Raw genomic sequence first — 16,678 nt, 5'->3', positions numbered from 1 at the left:
CGCTGGAGGGGCCGAGGGCGGACAGGCAGGGGTGAGTCCGTACATCTGGGACGCCACGGGCGGCCATTTGGGGCGATGTTTGCGGTTCGCCTCGTAGCGTCCGAGATCGGGACCTCTCACCGGAGAGCGATGGCGGGCCCGGCCGGCGGCTCGCGTCGACCCGTCCTGTCGTGACAGGTCGGCCCGATGCGCCGACCCGTCCTGCCTCGAAAAGGAGCAGTCTCATGCCTACTCTCGCCACGTCACTGCCCGCCCTGGCCGCCGCCGGGCTGACCGTCCTGGCTCCGGCCGTCGTCCCGGGGGCCGCGCACGCCGCGGCCGTGATCTCCTGCACCGTGTCCGGTCAGGCGCAGTACCTGCCCGGCGCGCAGCGGCTGCTGCGCCTGGAACGTTCCACCAGCCGCCGGGAGCCGTGGAACTGCGTCGACCACGGCGGCACGGGCGTCACGGCGGCCCGGCTCAGAGCCAGCTTCAACGGCGTGACCCCGACCTGCGGCGGACGCGCCACCACCACCACCACGAGGGGGCGCCTGTCCGGCGACGACGACGCCTTCGACCGCGTGTTCACCGACCGCGACGCCGACGGCCGCAGCCTGTCCAACCGCATCGTCTACAACCGCGAGGGCCGCAGCCTGGCCGACCGCATCGTCCACGACCAGGACGAGCGCAACCTGGCCGACCGCGTCATCCACGACCGCGACGGCCGGAACCTGGCCGACCGCGTGGTCTACGACCGCGAGCGCTGGGGGCAGTCCGACGGCGTCATCCGCGACCGCGCCGCCGCCGCCGGGCCCGCCGCGCCCGCGGGCACCGGCACGGTCACCATCGACTGGACCGTCAACGGCACCAGGCAGACCAGCAAGGCCAGCGCGCGCATCGTCGAGATCGTGCACGACACGGCCAAGGTGTCGGGGACGATCCAGTCCGGGCCCTTCAGGGGCAAGGCGTTCACGGGCCGGTTCGACACCTACCTGCTCGGCGGTTCGGGCACGTGCGTCTCGGGCTCGTCCGGCAGCGTGCTGCACGCGGGCTTCAAGGGGCAGTTCAACGTCGGCTGACCAGCCACCGACCGGGCGCGACCGGCGCCTGGCCCCGTACGGGCGGCCAGTCCGCCGGTCCCGTCCGGCCGCGCCTCTTGGTAAGTTGTCCTGAGGTGTGCCGGGAAGTCTGGTCGGCGATTCTGTCGTCGATCGTGGAGTTCTCCTTGCAGGCTTTCCCGGGTGGTCCGCCGTGACCGTCACCGCGTGGCTGGCGGTCGCCGTCTTCCTCGTCTCGTACACGCTGATCGCCACCGAGAAGGTGCACCGGGTCGCCGCCGCGCTCGGCGGCGCGGGGATCATGCTGGTGCTGCACGCCACCGACGGCGGCGCGGCCTTCTTCGACGAGCACACCGGCATCGACTGGAACGTCATCTTCCTGCTGCTCGGCATGATGGTGATCGTCGGCGTGCTGAAACAGACGGGCGTCTTCGAGTTCCTGGCCATCTGGGCCGCCAAACGGGCCAGGGGGCGTCCGTTCCGGCTCATGGTGCTGCTGATCCTGATCACCGCGGGCGCGTCGGCGCTGCTGGACAACGTGACCACCGTGCTGCTGATCGCGCCGGTGACGTTCCTGGTCTGCGAACGGCTGGCGCTGCCGGTCGCGCCGTTCCTCATCGCCGAGGCGATGGCCTCCAACATCGGCGGCACCGCCACCCTGGTCGGCGACCCGCCCAACATCATCATCGCCAGCCGCGGCGGGCTGACCTTCAACGACTTCCTCGCGCACCTCGCCCCGCTGATCGTGGTGCTGATCGTGGTCTTCATCGGGCTGTGCCGGGTGATGTTCCGCCGGTCGTTCCGCTACGACCCCGAGCTGGCGGCCGAGATCATGACGCTCGACGAGCGCGAGGCCATCGCCGACCGCAGGCTGCTGTGGCAGTCGCTGACCGTGCTCGCGGTGGTGATGGCGGCGTTCGTGCTGCATCCCGTGCTGCACTACGAGCCGTCGGTGGTGGCGCTGCTCGGCGCGGGCGTGCTGGTGGCGCTCACCAAGGTGACCACCGAGGAGGCGATCGCCGAGGTCGAGTGGCCCACGCTGGTGTTCTTCGCGGGGCTGTTCGTCATGGTCGGGGCGCTGGTGGAGACCGGGGTCATCGCCCAGGTCTCCCAGGCCGCCGCACAGGCCACGCACGGCCGGCTCGAGCTGACCACGATGGTGCTGCTGTGGGCCTCGGCGGGCCTTTCCGCCATCGTGGACAACATCCCGTACGTCGCCACCATGAGCCCGATCGTCGCCGACCTCGTCCAGGCCAACGGCGGCGAGGGGCCGGCGCAGGTGTTGTGGTGGGCCCTGGCGCTCGGCGCCGACCTGGGCGGCAACGCCACCGCCGTGGGCGCGGCGGCGAACGTGGTCATCCTCGGCATCGCCGCCCGCAACGGCACCCCGATCAGTTTCTGGCAGTTCACGAAGTACGGTCTGATCGTCACCGCGACGACGGTCGCGCTGGCGACGCCGTACCTGTGGCTGCGTTACCTGGTGTGACGCAGCCCATGTCACACCAGGGGGCGCCGAAGGCTCTCAAAGGACATGATGCCTGGAATGACGGACGTTTTCGGCGGCCACAGGGAGCTGCTGTTCTCCATCGTCTACAACATGCTCGGCAGCGTCTCCGACACCGAGGACGTGCTCCAGGACACCTGGCTCGCCTGGTCGTCGCGGGACCCGGACGAGATCGGGAACCCCCGCGCCTACCTGGTGCGCATCGCCGTGAACCAGGCGCTCGCGCACCAGTCGGCGCTGCGCCGCCGCCGCGAGACCTACGTCGGGCCCTGGCTCCCCGAACCACTGGTGCATGACGCCGACGGGGCCGAGGACGTCGTGCGGGGCGAGTCGGTGTCGCTGGCCCTGCTGGTGGTGCTGGAGACGCTGACCCCGCTGGAGCGGGCCGTGTTCATCCTGCACGAGGTGTTCGCCTTCCAGCACACCGAGATCGCCGGCATGCTCGGCCGCAGCCCCGCCGCCGTCCGCCAGCTCGCGCATCGGGCCCGCGAGCACGTCCAGGCCCGGCGCCCGCGCAACCGGGTGGACGCGCACGTCCAGCAGGAGGTGACCGAGCGGTTCGTGGCGGCCGCGTTCGGCGGCGACCTCGACGCGCTGATGGAGCTGCTGGCGCCGGAGGTGACCCTTTGGGCCGACGGCGGCGGCAAGTCGGTGGTGGGCGGGCCGCGTCCGGTCCGGGGCCGCGACAAGGTGGCCCGGCTGCTCGTCGCGCGCACCGCGCAGCCGCTGGAGGGGCTGGACATCCAGTACCGGGAGACCAACGGGGATCCGTCGGCGGTGGTGTTCGTGGAGAACGCGCCGTTCGCCGTCATGGTCGTCGATCTGACCTCCGACGGGTCGCAGGTGCGCGACATCTACACGGTCGCGAACCCCGACAAGCTCTCCCGGGTGCGCAGGGAACCGCGGCCGGGCCCGTCCTAGCCGACGGCCTCGGGCACCGGGCTCTCGACGGGCGCGGCGGCGGCACGGGCACGCAGGCCGAACGCGGTCACCAGCACGGCCGCCACCGCGGCGGCCACCGGGACGGCCAGGGCGATCCGGAGCGAGTCCAGGGTCGGCGCGGCGCCCCCGCCGAGCGCGGCCACGTTCACGGCGGTGACCGCCGACAGGCCGAGCGCGGTGCCGAACTGCATCGCCGTGTAGAGCAGGCCGCCGGCCAGGCCCTGCCGGTCCTCGGTCACGCCCTCGGTCGCGGCCATGGTCAGCGGGCCGTAGGTCAGCGAGAAGGCCAGGCCGAGCAGGAGCATGGTGGGCAGCATGGTGGCGTACGTCCAGTCCGGGCCGACCGGCAGGAACAGCGCGTACGCCAGCGCCGCCAGCACGATCCCGGCGAACAGCACGCGGGCGTTGCCGAACCTGTTCACCAGGCGCGGCGTGAGCGTGGGAGCCAGGACGGTGTCGATGCCGATCACCAGCATGGCCAGGCCGGTCTGCAGGGTGCTCCAGCCGCGCACCTCCTGGAGGTAGAGCGTGGCCAGGAACTGGAACCCGGCGAACGAGGCCAGGAAGAGCAGCGCGCCCAGGTTGGCCCGGACGAGCGGCCCCGACCGCAGGATGTCCAGCCGGACCAGCGGGTTGGCCGAGCGCCGCTCGATCAGCACGAACAGGGCGAGCAGCAGCAGCCCGGCGGCGAACGTCGCGAGGGTGGCGCCGGAGCCGTCCGCGGGCGCCTCCAGGCGGACCACGCCGTACACGAGCAGCAGCATCGAGCCGGTGATGGTCAGCGCCCCGGCCAGGTCGAACGAGCCCCGCGCCCGTTCGCCGGAGTCCTTGACCAGCGGGATGGCGGCCAGCAGGATCACCGCCGACAGCGCCACGGGGGCGAAGAACACCCAGCGCCAGCCGATCGAGGCCAGCAGGCCGCCGGCGACCAGGCCGAGCGAGAAACCGCCCGCCGCGGTCCCGGCGTACACGCCGAGCGCCTTGGTGCGCTGCGGGCCCTCGGGGAAGTTGCCGGTGACCAGCGCCAGCCCGGCGGGCGCCATGAACGCGGCGGCGACCCCCGTGACGAACCGGGCGACCAGCAGCATCCATCCCTCGGTCGCGAAGCCGCCCAGGCCGGAGAAGAGCAGGAACACCGTCAGCCAGGTCAGGAACATGCGGCGGTGGCCGAGCAGGTCGGCGGCCCGGCCGCCCAGCAGCATGAACCCGCCGTAGCCCAGCACGTACGCGCTGACCACGCCGCTCAGCGTGCCGGTGGACAGGCCGAGGTCGGCGCGGATCGACGGCAGCGCCACGTTGAGCATGGCCACGTCGATGCCTTCCAGGAAGATGGCCCCCGCCAGGACGAACAGCGCGCTCCACGCGCGTGCCCCCATGCGGTCGTTCGGGGGAGATGAGGGAGACATGCGTGCATTCCTTCCACAATGGTCGGTTCCTTCTTGTAACCAGCAGCATTTTTGGTCACCATTAGGAGCCATGGAAGACGGAACTTCGATGTCCCTCGGTCACTGCGGGGATACCGACTACGACGTGCTGCAATGGGACCAGCGGGAGGACTGCGAGGTCAGGCAGATCCTCGACCGGATCGCCGACAAGTGGTCGCTCCAGGTGATCGCGCTGCTCGACCGGCGCAGCCTGCGCTTCACCGAGCTGCGCCGCATGATCGACGGCGTGAGCCAGCGCATGCTGACCAGGACCCTGCGGCACCTGGAGCGCGACGGCCTGGTGAGCCGTACCGTCCATCCGACCGTGCCGCCGCGCGTGGACTACGCGCTGACGCCCCTCGGCGGCACGTTGCACGCCACCATCCGCGCCCTGGTCACCTGGACCGAGGAGCACCAGGGCGAGATCGCCACGGCCCGCGCCGCCTACGACGTACGGGTGGCGGCCGAGCAGGCGGCGGCGGCCGAGGAGGAGGCCGGGCGGGAGGCCGTCGCGCGCGGCGTCCTCGCGGGCCTGCGCTGACTCCAGTCCGGCCAGGACGGGATCAGCGCCGGGCCGCGGCGAACTCCCCGATGGTCACCGGGCGACGCCCGCCGACGCGCTCGATGCTCTCGGTGACCCGGTAGAGCGGGTGGTCGCCGGAGCCGATGAAGCGGAAGATCGCCCACAGGTGGCTCAGGTGCTCGACGGCGTACGGGTCGCGGTACACGTCGTGCGCCCGCCGCTCCCACTCCTCGGGCGGCAGGTCCGCGTAGCGCACGCCGAGCGCGCCGGCGGCCTCGGCGGCCGTCGCCATCTGGCCCGTCACCAGGCACACCGGGTCGGCCGGGGCCGGGTCGAGCAGGAGGCCCGCGCCCACCCGCGCCACGTCGGCGGCGGCGACGAGCGGGATCAGCGTGTCCGGCGGGCCCAGCGGGAGGGCCAGCTCGCCGTACGCGTCCGCCACGACGGCCAGGTTCTCGAAGAAGACCGCCGCGCGCAGGTGCACCGCGCCCACCCCGGCCCAGTCGAAGACCTGCTCCGACAGCCAGTGGCGGCGCATGCGCGGCGTCCCGGCCTCGGGCTGGGCGTCGAGCTGGGAGACCTCGACCACCCGCTCGACGCCCTCCTCCCTGGCCGCCGCCGCGAACGCGCCGGTCGCGTCGAGCAGCCCGGCCGTCACCGGATAGGTGAAGTACGCCCGCCGCACCCCGCGCATGGCGGGCCGCACGTCCCTGATCTCGCGCAGGTCGCCGACGACGACGTCCGCGCCGAGCTTGCGCAGCTCGCCGGCGCGCTCGTCGTCGGCGTGCACGAAGGCGCGCACGGCCTGGTCGCGCCGGAGGAGCTGCTCGGCGACCTGCCTGCCGGTGCCGCCCTGGGAGCCGCCGGCCGCGCCCGTGACCAGGATCATCGCCCGCTCCTTCCCGGCAGGGTGAGCCTGAGCAGCCCGAGCGCTTCGAGGTCGCGCAGGAACGGCTCGGCGGGGAACGCCTCGGCCGGGGCGAAGACGCCAGGCCCCGGCCCGTGCCCGCCGGCCAGCCGCACGGCTGCCTCGACCGAGGCCAGCGCGCTGAGCCGCCACAGGTCGCGGCCGGTGATGCGGCCGGCCGCGCCGCCGTCCTCGGTGACCACCTGGACGGCCACGGTGAACTCCGAGGCCGCCCTGGTCTCAAGGTCGACGGCCTCGCCGGTGAAGGCGCCCTCCTCCTCGAAGGTGTGCGCGGTGAGCTGCGCCTCCACCCAGCGGGCCGGCACGTGCCTGGGCACGGTGACGACCTCCGACGACGGGATCGGCGCGATCATCGTCCGCGGGCCGAGCGGCGGCGGGAAGGGGAAGACGGCGTTGCGCGGCTCGACGTACCCGACGTGCTGGGCGCCGTCGCTGAAGGTGATGCGGCGGGTGTCGGCGAACAGCAGCTCGGCGGTCCTGCGCGCGCCGGTGGTCAGCCGCCAGCCGGACACGGCGTACGCGCTGGTCACCCGGTCGATGCCGGTCAGCCCGGCGGACACGGCCGAGGCCAGCAGGTCGCCCATGCCGCCGTAGAAGCTCATGGCCGTGATCATCGTGACGCCCGCGGCCGCGGCGGGCTCGGACATGGTGTCGAACATCCACTTGGTGTGGTGCTGCTCAAGGGCGTGATCGACGTAGTGGCAGCCGGACGCCGCCGCGGCGCGGGCCACCGGCTGACCGGTGTCGGTGAAGGGCCCGGCGCAGTGGACCAGCACGACGGCCTCGGCGGTGAGGGCGCGCAGGGCGTCGGCGTCGTCGAGCGGGGCCTCGTGCACGCGGGCTCCGCCGAGCTCGTCGGAGACGGCCTTGAGCCGGGCGGCGTCACGACCGGCCAGGATCACCTCCAGGCCGCGCGCGCGTAACTCCGCCGCCACCAGGCGTCCGGTATGACCACTTGCTCCGTATACGGCGATGGGTTCTGCGGACACGACGGGCCTCCATGTTCCATACTTCTGGTACGTGATTCGAACATACGTACTAGGAGTATGGAAGTCAATGAGCCGCCGTACCCAGGCAGAACGCACGGACGAGACGACGGCGCGGCTGGTGGGCGCCGCGCGCCGGCTGTTCGGCGAGAACGGCTACGCCGACACCTCGATCGACGCCGTCGCCTCCCGCGCGGGGGTCACCAAGGGGGCCGCGTACCACCACTTCGGCGGCAAGCCGGCGCTGTTCCGGGCGGCGTTCACCGGCGAGCTGGCCGAGGTCGCGGCGGCCCTGGAGCACGCCGGCGCCCAGGAGGACGACCCGCTGGCGGCGCTGCGCCGGGGCCTGCGCACCTTCCTGGAGCACTGCCTCGACCCGGGCTTCCGGCAGATCGTGCTGCTCGACGCGCCCTCGGTGCTGGGCTGGGAGACCGCCCGCGAGATCGAGTACGACCACCTGCTGCGCGTCCTGGCCGGCGGCCTGAGCCGGGCCGCCGAGGGCGGGCGGATCGCGGGCGGGAACGCGCCCGCCCGCGCGCAGCTCGTGTTCGGCGCGGTCTGCGAGGGCGGCATGCTGCTGGCCCGCTCCGCCGACCCGGACGCCGACCTGCCGCTGATCGCCGCCGAGCTGGACCGGCTGCTGTCCGCGCTGCGCCCCTCAGCGGCCAGTTGAGTGGCCGGTTCAGTGGCCGGTTCAGCGGCCGGTTCAGTGGCCGGTTGAGTGGCCGGTCCGGTGACGGGGGGCGTGGGGCGGCGCGTGACCCGGGGCCGCCGGAGTGGCCGCGGGGCCGGGCGAGCCGGCGGGGGACTGGCTCGCGTTCTGCTTGACGGGCACGTACACGCGCACGGCCCCGGCGTCGCGGAAGGTGAAGGTCATGGGCACGGTGGCGCCGCGCACGCCGGTGACCGTGCCGAGCGGCTGGTCGCCCGCGCCCACGGGCTGGCCGGGCCGGATGTCGGCGGCGCCGGCGGACAGCTGCACCGAGCCGCCGCCTTCGACGGTGATCTGCTGGAGCTGGTCGGGCTTGTGGCCGTCGTTGATCAGCACGGCGTAGAGGGTCTGCTCGGCGGCGGGCGAGGCCGGGGTGACCGCCTGGCCGGGAGCGGCCCGCAGGTAGGCGTTGCGCACGTGCATGACGCCCTTGGCGTCGGCGTTCGCGCCCTCGTTCTGCGGCAGGTGCTGCCCCGTGTCGTATCCGGTGTTCGTGCAGCCCGTGACGCCCAGGGCCAGGATCGCGGCACAGATGATGGGACGCTTCACGACGCCCTCCCCGTTCGATACTCGACGTCACCGTTCCGTTACCCGCGATGATGGAGGCGAACCCTTGAGGAAAGGCCGATTTTCCTACCGGAAGTGTGGGAGAATGGAGTATGGGCTTGGACCGGACCCGCTCGCCGAGTGAGCGCGCCGAGACTCCGCTGACCGCCGCGATCATGGCGGGCCGCTGGATCCGCACCGCCGCCGTCGACGACGGCAGAGGCCGCCACTGGCGCGCCAACCCCGACCCCCGTGGCAGGTCGGCCGCCGCCGGCGACTCCGCCTCCCTGTACGCGGGCGCGGCCGGCATCGTGCTGTTCTTCCTGGAACTCGCCGCCGCGACCGGCCACGAGGCGTACCTGGACGACGCCCGCAGGGGCGCCCGCTACCTGGCCGCCACCTGGCGCGAGCGCGCCGACCTGACCCTCTACCACGGCCTGACCGGCACACTCGTCGCGCTGATCGAGGCCGGCTGGGCCTTCGGGGACGGCGTCTTCGAGGAGGAGGCCGTCGCGGTGGCCGACGCGATCGTCCGTGCCGCGCGCCCGCTCGACGGCGGCCCCGGCTGGACGCGCGAGCCCGCCCAGCGCGGCGACGGCGGCATCGTGCTGGGGCTGCTCCAGGCCGCCGCCGCGCTCGGCGTGCGCGGCTACGAGGAGACGGCGGTGGCGGCGGGCGAGCGCATCGCCGGGCTCGCCGTGCCCGGCCACCGTTTCGGCGACTGCGCCGACCTGCCGCTCGACGCCGTCACCCCGGGCTTCCTGTCCGGCACGGCGGGCACCGCCTTCCTGCTGGCCAGGCTCTACGGCGTCACGGGCGAGCGGCGGTTCCTGGAGGCGGCCGCCCGCGGCGCGGGCTTCGTGCGCGAGGTGAGCGCGGTGGCGGGCAGGTGCGCCGTCGTCCCGCACCACGTGCCGCAGGGGCGCGAGCTGCACTACCTGGGCTTCTGCTCGGGCTCGGCGGGCGTGGCCCGGATGTTCTACGAGCTGTACCGGGTCACCGGCGACCCCGGCCACCTCGACTGGGTCGAACGGCTCGCGCACGGCGTCGTCGAGAGCGGCGCCCCGCTCCGGCAGACCGACGGCTTCTGGAACGTGGCCTGCCAGTGTTGCGGCGCGGCCGGGCTGCTCGAACTGTTCGTCGGCCTGTGGGCGGCGACCGGCGACGAAGCCCGCCTCGCGCAGGCCCAGGTGCTGGCCGGGCACCTCATCGGGCGCGGCGACAACCACGACGGCCAGGGGTTCCGCTGGTACCAGGCGTACCGGCGGCTGCGGCCGGGCGAGGTGAGCGCGGACACCGGGTACATGGTCGGCGCGGCCGGCATCGGGGCCGCCCTGCTCCACCTCGACGCCGCCATGCAGCCCCGGCAGGCACGCCGGGTCATCCTGCTGCCGGACAACCCCTTCCCGGCGATCCCGGTGCCGCCCGCCAAACTTCGCGATTCATCCCAATAAGGTATTCCCTTTAAAACCAGTAGGGAATATTGACTTGAGGCTCGCGGCGGCCTAGCGTCGTTGGCATGAGCCAGGGCACTCTCCTGACCAGGCGCCCGCACGTGGACTTCGGCCACGTCGCCAGCGCCCAGTGTCGTTGATCACGGACCAGCAGCCGCCTTCCCCTGAGCGCTCCAGCGTGGCCGACGCCGTCCACGCCCCCGCTGACGAACCCCTCGCGTGCCCCCTTCCCGGCGCTCCCGGCCCGGCCGCCGGGAGCGGCGCGAGCACGCCCTCTCTCCCGTGAGGAGCCTTTCCGTGATCGCAATCAGACCCGTCCGCCCGTACCGAGCGGAGGCCGGCGCATGACCGACACCCTGCCCGACCAGCAGGCCGTCGGCGCCGACGTGTTCCGCCAGGCGCTCGCCGTGCACGCCAGCGGAGTGGTGGTGATCACCGCGCAGAGCGAGGGCATCCCCGTGGGGCTCACCGCCACCTCGTTCTCCTCGGTCAGCCTCGACCCGCCACTCGTCTCCTTCTACGTGGACCAGTCCTCCACCACCTGGCCGTGGTTGCGCGGGGCCGACCACTTCGCCGTCAACATCCTGGCCAGCGACCAGGCCGAGCTGGCGGCGCGGTTCGCGCGCAAGGGGGCAGACCGCTTCGCCGCGCCCACGCGGTGGCGGGCGGGGCCGCTGGGCGCGCCGCTGCTCCAGGACGTCTCCGCCCACCTGATCTGCCTGCCGTACGAGACCGTCGAGGTCGGCGACCACGTGCTGGTCGTCGGCCTGGTGGCCGAGGCGGCCACGCACAACGCCGGCCGCCCGCTGCTCTACCACCAGGGCCGGTTCGGCCGCTTCCTACCCCACCAGGAGAACCTGTGACCGCCACCACCGGCACGCCGGTCTACGCCGGCCCGCTCGACCGGATCGCCTACGGCCGCTACGGCCCCGGCCGCCTGCACCTGTCGGCCGGCTGGGACCGCCCGGTCTACCCCTTCCAGGACCGCGTCACCGCCGACGGGACCAGCGGCTACCGCGCCGAGCCCGGCCGCTACCACCTCTACGCCGCCTGGACCTGCCCCTACGCCCAGCGCGTCGCGATCGTCCGCAAGCTCAAGCGCCTGGAGGACGTCGTCTCGCTGTCGTACGTGGACGACGAGCGCGACGGCCGGGGCTGGGCCTTCAGGGAGCGCAGGGGCCCGGACCCGGTCAACGGCTTCGCCTTCCTGGAGCAGGCCTACGACGCCACCGAGAAGGGCTACCCGGGCCACATCTCGGTGCCCGTGCTCTGGGACAGGGCGCGGCGCAGGATCGTCAGCAACAACTTCCCCGACATCACGATCGACCTGGCCACCCAGTTCGAGAAGTGGGCCGACACCTCGATCGACCTCTACCCCGAGCACCTGCGCGCCGAGATCGACAAGCTGAACGCGTGGATCCACCACGACGTCAACACCGGCGTCACCCGTGTGGCCCCGGCCGGCACCGAGGCCGCCCGCGAGGACGAGCGCCACCGCGTCGTCGCGGCCCTGGAACGCCTGGACGAACGCCTGGCCGAGCGGCGTTTCCTGACCGGCGACACGATCACCGAGGCGGACGTGCGGCTGTGGGTGACGCTGGCCAGGTTCGACGCGCTGCACAACCGCGAGCACCTGATCAGCGAGCGCGAGCTGCCCGACTTCGAGCACCTCTGGGGCTACGCCCGCGACCTCTACCAGCGCCCGGCGTTCGGCGAGACCATCGAGGGCCTGCCCGCCGCCTGGGACGCGCCGCACGGGCGGGGCCGGTGACGCGCAAGAGGCAGGTGCACCTCGCCGCGCACTTCCCCGGCGTGAACAACACCACCGTGTGGGCCGATCCCCGGTCGGGGAGCCAGATCGACTTCGCCTCGTTCGTCCACCTCGCCAGGACGGCCGAGCGCGGCGCGTTCGACTTCTTCTTCCTGGCCGAGGGGCTGCGGCTGCGCGAGCTCAAAGGCCGCATCCACGACCTGGACGTGGTCGGCAGGCCCGAGGCGCTGACCGTGCTCAGCGCCCTGGCCGCGGTGACCTCGCGGCTCGGGCTCGCGGGCACGGTCAACGCCACCTTCAACGAGCCGTACGAGCTGGCCAGGCGGCTGTCCACGCTCGACCACCTGAGCGAGGGCCGGGCCGCCTGGAACGTGGTGACCACCTCCGACGCCTTCACCGGCGAGAACTTCCGCCGCGGCGGCTTCCTCGACCCCGCCGACCGGTACCGGCGGGCCGAGGAGTTCGTCCGGCTGTCGCGCGAGCTGTGGGACTCCTGGCAGCCGGACGCCGTGCTCGCCGACCAGGGCGCGGGCCGCTTCCTGCGGGAGGGCGCGATCGGCACGGTCAGCCACCGGGGCAGGCACTTCACCGTCGAGGGCCGGTTCACGCTGCCGCGCTCCCCGCAGGGACACCCGGTGATCATCCAGGCCGGCGACTCGGACGACGGCCGCGAGTTCGCCGCCGCCCACGCCGACGTGGTCTTCACCCCGCACGGCCGGCTGGAGGACGGCAGGCGCTTCTACGCCGACGTCAAGGGCCGCCTGGCCCGGTACGGCCGCGAGCCGCACCAGCTCAAGATCATGCCCGGCGTGACGTTCGCGCTGGGCGACACCGACGAGGAGGCCGCCGAGAACGCGGCCCGGATCCGGCGGCAGCAGGTCGGGCCGCAGACCGCGATCGCGTTCCTGGAGCAGGTGTGGGGGCGGGACATGTCGGCCTTCGACCCCGATGGACCGTTCCCCGACGTCGAGCCGGACCTGTCGCAGGGCGTCTCGCAGGGACGGGTGCCGATCAAGGACCGCGCCGAGGTGGCGGCCAAATGGCGGGCGCTGGCCGCGGAGAAGGGGCTGAGCATCCGCGAGCTGGTGATCGAGGTCACCGGGCGGCAGACGTTCGTCGGCACCCCCGAGGGCGTGGCCCGGCAGATGGACGAGCACGTGCAGGCCGGCGCCGCCGACGGCTTCATCCTCGTCCCGCACCTGACCCCCGGCGGGCTGGACGAGTTCGTCGACCGGGTGGTGCCGGCGCTGCGCGAACGCGGCGTCTTCCGCGCCGGATACACCGGGACCACCCTGCGCGAGCACCTGGAGCTGTCATGACGCTGCACCTGGCCGTGGCCCTGGACGGCGCCGGCTGGCACCCCGCCGCCTGGCGCGCGGCCCCCGCCGCGCGGCTCTTCTCGGCCGGCCACTGGGCGGGGCTGGTCGCCGAGGCCGAGCGCGGGCTGCTCGACTTCGTCACCTTCGAGGACGCCCTGGGCCTGCAGTCCACCCGGCCCGACGGCCCCGACGACCGCACCGACCAGGTACGCGGCCGGTTCGACGCGGTGCTGCTCGCGGCCCGCCTGGCGCCGCTCACCACCAGGATCGGGCTGGTGCCGACGGCGACCACCACGCACACCGAGCCGTTCCACGTGGCCATCGGCATCGCCACCCTCGACCACGTCAGCGGCGGCCGGGCGGGCTGGCGGCCGCAGGTCTCGGCGCGGGCGAGCGAGGCGGCCCACTTCGGCCGCCGCCGGTTCGCCCCGCTCGACCTGGTGCTCAACCGGCCCGGCGGGGTGGACCTGTCGGCCGACCCGCACGTACGCGCCCTGTTCGCCGAGGCCGCCGACGCCGTGGAGGTGGCCCGGCGGCTCTGGGACAGCTGGGAGGACGACGCCGAGATCAGGGACGTGGCCACCGGCCGCTTCGTCGACCGCGGCAAGCTCCACCACATCGACTTCGCGGGCGGGTTCTTCTCGGTGCGGGGGCCGTCCATCACGCCCAGGTCGCCGCAGGGGCAGCCGGTGGTGGCCGCGCTGGCCCACGCGCGGCTGCCGTACGAGTTCGCGGCGGGCGGCGCGGACGTCGTCTTCGTCACGCCGCGCTCGGCCGAGCACGCACGGGAGATCGTCGGGGAGGTCCGGGGATTCTCCGGCGACCTGCGGATCTTCGCCGACCTGCTCGTCTTCCTGGGCCCGGACGCGGCCCGGCGCAAGGCGCGGCTCGACGAGCTGGACGGGGCCGAACTGACCTCCGACGCGGCGGTCTTCGCCGGCGACGCGGGGGAGCTGGCCGACCTGCTGCTGGAGTGGCGGCGGGCCGGGATCGAGGGCTTCCGGCTGCGGCCGGGGGCGGTGCCGTACGACCTGGAGCGGATCAGCCGGGAGCTGACGGCCGAGCTGCGCGGGCGCGGGGCCTTCAGGAGCGGGTACGAGGCCCGGACGTTACGCGGGCTGCTCGGCCTGCCGCGCCCGGCGAGCAGGTACGCGGAGGTGTCATGAAATTTCTGGGCATCACATTGATCGTCCACAGCGACGGCCGGTCACCCACGCAACGATTCCGCGAGGTCGTCGAGACCGCCGTGCTCTTCGAGGAACTGGGCTTCGACGGCTACGGCGTGGGCGAGCGGCACGAGCGGCCCTTCATCTCCTCCTCGCCCCCGGTCGTGCTCAGCCACATCGCCGCCAGGACGTCCAGGATCAGGCTGTTCACCGCGGTCACCACGCTGAGCCTGCTCGACCCGGTCCGCGCCTACGAGGACTACGCCACGCTCGACCACCTGTCCGGCGGCCGGCTCGAACTGATCGTCGGCAAGGGCAACGGCGCGGCTCAGGCCAGGCTCTTCCACGTCACCGCCGCGGACCAGTGGGAGCGCAACCGCGAGTCGTACGAGCTGTTCCGCCGCCTGTGGCGGGAGGACCGGGTCACCTGGCAGGGCCGCTTCCGCCCCGCGCTGACCGACGCCGAGACCTGGCCGCGCCCGCTGCAACGGCCGATCAGGGTCTGGCACGGCAGCGCCACCAGCAAGGAGTCGGTCGAGCTGGCCGCCCGCCACGGCGACCCGCTGTTCTCGGCCAACGTCACCAACCCCATCGAGCCCTACGCGGAGCTGATCGACCACTACCGCGAACGCTGGGCCCACCACGGCCACGACCCCGCCGACGCCCTGGTCGGGGCGGGCAGCGCGGGCTACTACGCGGCCCGCACCTCGCAGCGGGCCCTGGCCGAGTACCGGCCGATCTACCAGGCCCGCCTGGAGACGTTCCGGCGGGCCGGCGTGCAGCCGGTCTTCCCCACCCTGGAGGACGCCGTCGAGCGCGGCTCGATCCTGGTCGGCAGCCCGCAGCAGATCATCGACAAGGTGCTGCGCTACCACAAGCGGTTCGGGCACGAGGTCATGCACCTGCCCGCCGACGCCGACGGCCTGACGCCGGGGCAGCACCGGGAGACGCTGGAGCTGTTCCAGGCCGAGATCGCGCCGGCGCTGCGCGCGGAGATCCCCAGCCGCCCGTTCCCGGGGAGCGCGTCATGAGCCTGTCCGTCCTCGACCTGGCCCCCATCAGCTCGGGCGGCACCGCGGGCCAGGCGTTACGCGACACGATCGAGCTCGCCCGGCGCGCGGAGGAGTTCGGCTACGCCCGTTACTGGCTGGCCGAGCACCACTTCGCCCCGGGCGTGGCCGGGGCGGCGCCCGCCGTGCTGATCGGCCTGGTGGCGGCGGCCACCGCGACGATCAGGGTCGGCTCGGGAGCCGTGCAGCTCGGCCACCGGACGCCGGTGTCCGTGGTCGAGGAGTTCGGGATCATCGACGCGCTGCACCCGGGCCGGCTCGATCTGGGCATCGGACGCTCGGGGCGGCGCGCGGCCGAACGCGGGGCCGAACGCGGGGCCGGGCGCGGGGCCGAACGCGGGGCCGGGCGCGGGGCCGGGCAGGCTTCCGCGGGTCCCGCGGGCAAGGAGGCCAGGGTGGTGGACGGGCTGCTCATCCCGCCGCCCTTCGACTGGTCGCGGCTGGCCGGGATCCCCCGCCTGGCCTTCCAGGCGAGCCTGCTCCAGCAGCCCGGAGCGGTGACGCCCGACTTCGCCGACCAGGTCGACGAGCTGCTGGCCCTGCTCGGCGGGACCCACGAGGCGCACGTGACGCCCGGCGAGGGGGCCGACGTGCAGGTGTGGATCCTGGGCAGCAGCGGCGGGCAGAGCGCCCGGGTCGCGGGGGAGCGCGGGTTGCCGTTCGCGGCCAACTACCACGTCAGCCCGTCGAGTGTGCTGGAGGCCGTGGAGGCGTACCGCGAGGCGTTCAAGCCGTCGGACGAGCTGGCCGAGCCGTACGTGATCGTGTCGGCCGACGCGGTGGTGGCGCAGGACGAGGCCAGGGCGCGCGAGCTGGCCTCGCCGTACGGGTTGTGGGTGCGCAGCATCAGGACGGGGGCGGGCGCGATGCCGTACCCGACGCCGCGGGAGGCGGCCCGGCACGTCTGGACGGAGGCCGACCGCGCGCTGGTCAAGGACCGGATCGACACCCGGTTCGTCGGCACGCCGCGCGCGGTGGCCGAGGGGCTGCGGGTGCTGCGCCGGGTCACCGGGGCCGACGAGCTGCTGGTCACCACCATCACCCACGACCCCGCCGACCGCGTGCGCTCCTACGAACTCCTCGCCGAAGCCTGGGAAAGCCCGTAACCGCGAAAGCCCGTAACCGGGGAAGCTCGTGGCCTGGACACGCCCGCGGCCCGGAAACGCCCGTGACGCGGGCCAGGCCCGTGACCTCGGAACGCCTCTGACGGTCGGACAGAAGCCCCTGGTGGCGGCGGTCGCGCGTTTGCTGTAGCCTTTTCCTACTTTTTAGGTATGTTTTGTCTGAAAGGCAGTA

16 protein-coding genes are annotated in these 16,678 nt (G+C 73.4%); 12 read left to right on the top strand and 4 right to left on the bottom strand.

All coding sequences use genetic code 11. From position 1 onward, the window contains the following. The first annotated feature begins 224 nt into the window (after window positions 1–224). The 3 genes from ACIBQ8_RS19235 (at window position 225) to sigJ (ending at window position 3,462) form a co-directional block, all read left to right on the top strand. Window positions 225–1,058, top strand: coding sequence for a hypothetical protein (locus tag ACIBQ8_RS19235; RefSeq protein ID WP_397192597.1), 834 nt, complete (start codon window positions 225–227; stop codon window positions 1,056–1,058). Window positions 1,059–1,230: 172 nt separating this feature from the next. After that, window positions 1,231–2,523 carry an ArsB/NhaD family transporter gene (locus tag ACIBQ8_RS19230; RefSeq protein WP_397170076.1) on the top strand — a complete coding sequence of 431 codons (1,293 nt, stop codon included), beginning with the start codon at window positions 1,231–1,233 and terminating at the stop codon, window positions 2,521–2,523. Window positions 2,524–2,580: 57 nt separating this feature from the next. Continuing rightward, complete coding sequence (gene sigJ, locus ACIBQ8_RS19225; protein ID WP_397192596.1) at window positions 2,581–3,462, top strand: RNA polymerase sigma factor SigJ; 882 nt, start codon at window positions 2,581–2,583, stop codon at window positions 3,460–3,462. On the opposite strand, the gene ACIBQ8_RS19220 is transcribed toward sigJ, so the two are convergent. Next, a complete protein-coding gene (locus tag ACIBQ8_RS19220) occupies window positions 3,459–4,889 on the bottom strand; it encodes an MFS transporter (RefSeq protein ID WP_397192595.1) in 1,431 nt (476 codons plus the stop codon). The two genes, sigJ and ACIBQ8_RS19220, sit on opposite strands and share 4 nt — an antisense overlap. Before the next feature lie 70 nt (window positions 4,890–4,959). On the opposite strand from ACIBQ8_RS19220, the gene ACIBQ8_RS19215 reads away from it, so the two are divergent. After that, complete coding sequence (locus ACIBQ8_RS19215) at window positions 4,960–5,448, top strand: helix-turn-helix domain-containing protein (RefSeq protein ID WP_352322626.1); 489 nt, start codon at window positions 4,960–4,962, stop codon at window positions 5,446–5,448. A 22-nt stretch (window positions 5,449–5,470) separates the two neighbouring features. Here the strand turns inward: ACIBQ8_RS19215 and ACIBQ8_RS19210 are convergent, their stop codons facing one another. Together ACIBQ8_RS19210 and ACIBQ8_RS19205 are read right to left on the bottom strand one after the other, a co-directional pair. Continuing rightward, the gene (locus tag ACIBQ8_RS19210) at window positions 5,471–6,319 is read right to left on the bottom strand and encodes an NAD(P)H-binding protein (RefSeq protein WP_397170071.1); all 849 of its coding nucleotides are present in this window, start codon (window positions 6,317–6,319) and stop codon (window positions 5,471–5,473) included. Further along, window positions 6,316–7,347, bottom strand: coding sequence for a saccharopine dehydrogenase NADP-binding domain-containing protein (locus ACIBQ8_RS19205; protein ID WP_397192594.1), 1,032 nt, complete (start codon window positions 7,345–7,347; stop codon window positions 6,316–6,318). Before ACIBQ8_RS19205 ends, ACIBQ8_RS19210 begins: the two co-directional genes overlap by 4 nt. Before the next feature lie 67 nt (window positions 7,348–7,414). On the opposite strand from ACIBQ8_RS19205, the gene ACIBQ8_RS19200 reads away from it, so the two are divergent. Then, on the top strand, window positions 7,415–8,017 hold the full coding sequence (locus tag ACIBQ8_RS19200; RefSeq protein ID WP_397192593.1) for a TetR/AcrR family transcriptional regulator: 603 nt from the start codon (window positions 7,415–7,417) through the stop codon (window positions 8,015–8,017). A 33-nt stretch (window positions 8,018–8,050) separates the two neighbouring features. Here ACIBQ8_RS19200 and ACIBQ8_RS19195 read toward each other — a convergent pair whose 3' ends face one another. After that, complete coding sequence (locus tag ACIBQ8_RS19195) at window positions 8,051–8,605, bottom strand: hypothetical protein (protein WP_397192592.1); 555 nt, start codon at window positions 8,603–8,605, stop codon at window positions 8,051–8,053. A 110-nt stretch (window positions 8,606–8,715) separates the two neighbouring features. Between ACIBQ8_RS19195 and ACIBQ8_RS19190 the strand changes: the two genes are divergently transcribed. The 7 genes from ACIBQ8_RS19190 (at window position 8,716) to ACIBQ8_RS19160 (ending at window position 16,488) form a co-directional block, all read left to right on the top strand. Further along, window positions 8,716–10,056, top strand: a complete 1,341-nt coding sequence (locus ACIBQ8_RS19190) for a lanthionine synthetase LanC family protein (protein ID WP_397170064.1) — start codon at window positions 8,716–8,718, stop codon at window positions 10,054–10,056. Between the two features lie 344 nt (window positions 10,057–10,400). After that, entirely contained in the window at window positions 10,401–10,919 is a 519-nt protein-coding gene (locus ACIBQ8_RS19185) for a flavin reductase family protein (protein ID WP_397170063.1), read from the top strand. Further along, window positions 10,916–11,827, top strand: a complete 912-nt coding sequence (locus ACIBQ8_RS19180) for a glutathione S-transferase C-terminal domain-containing protein (RefSeq protein ID WP_397192591.1) — start codon at window positions 10,916–10,918, stop codon at window positions 11,825–11,827. The genes ACIBQ8_RS19185 and ACIBQ8_RS19180 overlap by 4 nt, the downstream gene beginning before the upstream one ends. After that, complete coding sequence (locus ACIBQ8_RS19175) at window positions 11,824–13,146, top strand: NtaA/DmoA family FMN-dependent monooxygenase (protein ID WP_397170060.1); 1,323 nt, start codon at window positions 11,824–11,826, stop codon at window positions 13,144–13,146. The genes ACIBQ8_RS19180 and ACIBQ8_RS19175 overlap by 4 nt, the downstream gene beginning before the upstream one ends. Continuing rightward, complete coding sequence (locus ACIBQ8_RS19170; RefSeq protein WP_397192590.1) at window positions 13,143–14,312, top strand: LLM class flavin-dependent oxidoreductase; 1,170 nt, start codon at window positions 13,143–13,145, stop codon at window positions 14,310–14,312. Before ACIBQ8_RS19175 ends, ACIBQ8_RS19170 begins: the two co-directional genes overlap by 4 nt. After that, window positions 14,309–15,343, top strand: coding sequence for an LLM class flavin-dependent oxidoreductase (locus ACIBQ8_RS19165; RefSeq protein WP_397170057.1), 1,035 nt, complete (start codon window positions 14,309–14,311; stop codon window positions 15,341–15,343). The genes ACIBQ8_RS19170 and ACIBQ8_RS19165 overlap by 4 nt, the downstream gene beginning before the upstream one ends. After that, window positions 15,340–16,488, top strand: a complete 1,149-nt coding sequence (locus ACIBQ8_RS19160) for an LLM class flavin-dependent oxidoreductase (RefSeq protein WP_397192589.1) — start codon at window positions 15,340–15,342, stop codon at window positions 16,486–16,488. Before ACIBQ8_RS19165 ends, ACIBQ8_RS19160 begins: the two co-directional genes overlap by 4 nt. Window positions 16,489–16,678: the final 190 nt, after the last annotated feature.

It is taken from the genome of Nonomuraea sp. NPDC049646 (assembly GCF_044465525.1).
In the GTDB taxonomy this organism is placed as follows: Bacteria; Actinomycetota; Actinomycetes; order Streptosporangiales; family Streptosporangiaceae; genus Nonomuraea.
This window is presented reverse-complemented; position numbering and strand designations above follow the sequence as displayed.